Source organism: Cohnella xylanilytica (assembly GCF_014212175.1).
In the GTDB taxonomy this organism is placed as follows: Bacteria; Bacillota; Bacilli; order Paenibacillales; family Paenibacillaceae; genus Cohnella; species Cohnella xylanilytica.
In genome coordinates this window covers 1-3,979 of sequence record NZ_JACJVR010000137.1, presented here as the reverse complement: position 1 = coordinate 3,979, position 3,979 = coordinate 1, and the positions used below count along the sequence as shown (strand labels likewise).

At 62.2% G+C, this 3,979-nt stretch carries 5 protein-coding genes; all 5 read right to left on the bottom strand.

The window, feature by feature from the left end; genetic code table 11:
- On the bottom strand, nt 1-599 hold a 599-nt coding region (locus H7B90_RS30405), incomplete at its 3' end, for an efflux RND transporter permease subunit (protein ID WP_185139664.1).
- 350 nt (nt 600-949) lie between these two features.
- Nucleotides 950-1,657 carry an SDR family oxidoreductase gene (locus tag H7B90_RS30400; RefSeq protein WP_185139663.1) on the bottom strand — a complete coding sequence of 236 codons (708 nt, stop codon included), beginning with the start codon at nt 1,655-1,657 and terminating at the stop codon, nt 950-952.
- Entirely contained in the window at nt 1,654-2,109 is a 456-nt protein-coding gene (locus H7B90_RS30395) for a VOC family protein (RefSeq protein WP_185139662.1), read from the bottom strand. Before H7B90_RS30395 ends, H7B90_RS30400 begins: the two co-directional genes overlap by 4 nt.
- A 23-nt stretch (nt 2,110-2,132) precedes the next feature.
- Nucleotides 2,133-3,176: a LacI family DNA-binding transcriptional regulator gene (locus H7B90_RS30390; RefSeq protein WP_185139661.1), complete on the bottom strand. Its 1,044-nt coding sequence runs from the start codon at nt 3,174-3,176 to the stop codon at nt 2,133-2,135.
- Between the two features lie 273 nt (nt 3,177-3,449).
- Entirely contained in the window at nt 3,450-3,968 is a 519-nt protein-coding gene (locus H7B90_RS30385) for a DoxX family membrane protein (protein WP_185139665.1), read from the bottom strand.
- Between the last annotated feature and the right edge of the window lie 11 nt (nt 3,969-3,979).

The window sequence follows — 3,979 nt, the reverse complement described above, 5'->3', positions numbered from 1 at the left end:
GTGTCGGCCGACATGCCGAGCTGCGCCAGCTTCTCCGGATGGAACTTCAGCTGGACTTCCTTGACGAATTGGCCCGAGACGGAGACGGACGCGACGCCCGATATCCCTTCGAGCTCGGGCTTCACCTCGTTCTCGACGATCTGCGTCAGGCTCTCCAGGCTATCGCCGCCCGAGACGCTGAGCGAGATGACCGGGAACGAGTTGAAGGAGAACTTGGAGATCGACGGCTCCTGGACGCCGTCGGGAAGATCGGCCCCTGCGATCGCCTCCCGCATGCTGTTCATGGCCTGGTCCATGTCTTGGCCGAAGTCGAATTCGACCATGATGGAGGACGCGTTCTCCAGCGAAGTGGACGTCACGTTCTTGACGCCTTCGACGTTCTTCAGCCTCTGCTCGAGCGGCGCCGTCACGTCGTCGACGACCGCTTCGGGAGCGGCCCCCGGATAGACGGTCGTCACGCTTAGATAGGGCAGCGACAGATTCGGCAGGCTCTCCTGCTTCATGTTCATGCCCGAATACAAACCGGCTACGAGGACGATAATCGTAAACATCCACAACGCAAACTTGTTGTTCAGCGAGAAATTGATGATGCTTCGCATGTCTCCGCTCCCTCTTTGTCTCTTCTTCCGACGGGTTGTCCGACCGACCGGCTACGAATACCGATTCTCGGATCTCTACCGAGTCATCGTATCGAACGATCGGTCGATTGTCAAATGGCAACTTTTCGACCGCCGGTACGCCATTCCACCGTTATATACGGGAGAGATGCCTATCCGTTTCAGATCAAAATTCGAACGATCGGTCAAACGTTCGGAAGGCAATCGACGGCAGCTGACCGGAGGCCTATGAACGCGCAGCAATAAGGCGGCCCCCGCAAGGAGCCGCCTCTTCTTCTCGTACTTTTCGATTAGGGGGATGATAAAAAAATATTTCCCGGCCGCCGTCCGCTTCAGAGCGGCATCGGCCGCCCGGCGTAGTCGACGAAGAAGACGTCTTCCGGAACGACCGTCTCTCCCTCGATCAGCCGCATGATTCCCTTCGCGCTGTCCGCCGCCGACAAGGGAGCCGCGTCGCCGCCCATATCCGTCCGGATCCAGCCCGGATGCACGGCCAGCACGCGAATGCCGCGCAGCTTCAGCTCCTCGTTCAACTGCTTGGAGAACATGTTGAGCGCCGTCTTGGACAGGGCGTAGGGGTAGTCGCCGCCGTACGCTCCGGCGAAGCTCCCCGCCTCCGAGGAGATGTTGACGACGATGTCGGCGCCGGACTCGCTCTCGCGCAGGAGCGGCGTCAAGTGCTTCGCCGCGGCCAGCGGCCCGAACAGGTTCACCTCGAACGTGCGGCGGACGTCGTCCATCGACAGGTCGGCGATGCCCCCGTCCCTGCCGAGCAGGACGCCCGCGTTGTTCACGAGCGCGTCCAGGCCGAACGACTCCTCGCGCAGCTTCGCGGCGAGCTTCTCCGCGTCCGCTTCCGAGACGATGTCGAGCGTCTCGATCCGCGCCTGGCCCGGGTACCGCTCGGCCAGCTCCCGCAGCTCCTCCGACGGCCGGCTCCGATCCCTGACGCACGCGACGACCGCGTGCCCTCGCTCCAGGGCGATCCGGGTCAGCTCCAGTCCGAGTCCGCGTCCCGCTCCCGTAATCAGAATGTTCATCGGTCGTTCTCCAGAAGCTCGACGATGACCTTCAGGTCCTTGAACGTATCGAGGTACGCGTATCGGCCGCCCGTGTATTCGCCCTTCTGCAGAAGCGGGAATCCGTTATTGCCGAGAAGCTCGATCTTCTCCTTCATCCCGTCGACGACGAAGGCGATATGATGGAAGCCCTCGCCGTTCTTGTCCAGCGATTCGCGCCAAGTGCTCGGATGCTCGTCGGGCTCGATCAGCTCGAGCTGGAGCGAGCCCATATCGAAGAAGGCCAGCTTCGCCCTCGCTTCGGAGCGTTCGCCGCGGTACTCCGTCCGCGCGACGTCGGCGGCGTCCGTCCAGAACCATTGCGGCTTCTCCACTCCGAAGAACTCGGCGTACGCCTGCGAAGTGCGCTCGATGTCGCGAACGACCAGCCCGATCTGCGTCACGACGCGATTCCCCAAGTAATTCCCGCTCATCCCGTTCTCCCCTTTATGCTTGATTATAGCCTCTTGCAAGAATCCCGGACGATCAGCCTCGAGCTCGACGCCCTCCGCGCCGCTTCCGGCTCGGCCCCTTCGATCCGGGCGATCACCGAACCCGTCAGCTCGCTCATCATCCCGTCGAAGTCGACCTTCACCGTCGTCAGCGCCGGCTGGAACCTCGCGCTCAGCGCGTGGTCGTCGAAGCCGACGACCGAGACGTCGTCCGGCACGGACAAGCCGCGTTCCCGCAGCGCGCGGATAGCTCCGAAGGCGACGCTGTCGTTCGCCATCACGATGGCCGTCGGCAGCCTTCCGCCCCGCTCGAGGAAGGATCGGATCGCCTCGTAGCCGTCTTCCTCGTGGAACCCTCCGGGAAGGATCCATTCCTGCCGGACGGGAATCCCGCGCTCGCTCATGGCCGCCAGGAAGCCTTCGTACTTGGAGGGGCCGGAGTAACGGGCCATGTCGCCGCACACGATGCCGATCTTGCGATGGTTCAGCTCCGCCAAGTAACCGACGGCCAGCGTCATACCGTAGTCGTTGTCGAAGTTGACGACGATGCGGTTCGGTTCGTTCCGCTCCGGGGACGGCTGCTGGTCGACGACCCCCACGATGAAGCCTTCCGCGATCAGCTCCTCGAGCATCGGCTCGTCGTTGGCCGCTCCGATGAAGATGCCGCCGTCGATGCGCCGCTGGTAGAAGATGTCCTTGATGCCGCGGACGCTTGCCTCGTCTCTCGTATTGCGAATAATGTGCGTCAGCACGTAGTACCCGGACGACGACGCGTTCTCGATAATGCTCGCGAGAAGCATGTTGGACAGAATGTCGCTCGAGACGTGGCCGGCTTCGATCATGAACAGCCCGATCGTGCGGGTCTTCTTCCCGGCCAGCACCTGCGCGGACAGGTTCGGCACGTAATGGTACTGCTCGATGACCTTCATGACCTTCTCGCGGGTCTCCGCGGGCACGTTGGAGTAATTGTTGATGACCCGGCTGACCGTGCTTCGCGAGACTCCGGCTAACCGGGCGATCTCCACCGAATTGATCTCCGAATTCCTCATGCCGACCTCCGCTTTGGTGTGAACACGCGTTTACAGTATCATCTTATCAGCCCGCCCCTCCCTCCGTCAACTTCCTGCTGCTAACGCTTCCATTCCGCAGCCTCGGCAGAGAGAGGGGCTCGAGGAATCGGTAGAGCCTTCAAGTCCCGCTCGGGAAAAGGAGAAAAGCACCCGATAACGCCGGAAAACCGCCCCCTCAGGGACGGTCTCCCGCCAAAGCTTCCGTTCCGGCCGAGGCGCGGCTCCGTTCCTGCCGCCAGAGCCAGCCTCCCCTTAATTGGCGAGTTCCTTCGGCTCCATGGGCCTCGAATGACGGCGGTCCCGACGGAACCATCTTCTCGCGAGCCGTCTCAGGAACGGAACCATGAAGTAGTCGGCTCCGAACTTGCCGGCGTTGGCTCCCGCGAACAGGACGATCGTGCCGAACAGAACCAGCCACGGGTTGCTGCTGACGGTGCCCGCCAGCAAGAACATGAAGTTCATCAGCAAGCCGAAGAACGCGGCGGCGGTCGTCAGAGCGCCCAGAAGGAGTCCCAGCCCGACCAGGAATTCGCCCCACGGGATCAGGAAGTTGAACAGCTTGGCGTTGGGCAGCGCGAAGTGCTGCAGGAAGCCGACGAAGTTCGGATACAGCGCGTTCTGGGTTCCCGTCTCCAGCACCGGCTTGCTGACCGCGTTATGGAGGAAGCCCGTCGCGTCGAACGCCTTGTCGGCGGTTAATTTATGCCATCCGGCATCCAGCCATTTCCACCCGAGATACAAGCGGATCAGAACGAGAAGTCCCGCCGCGATCCGATGATTCC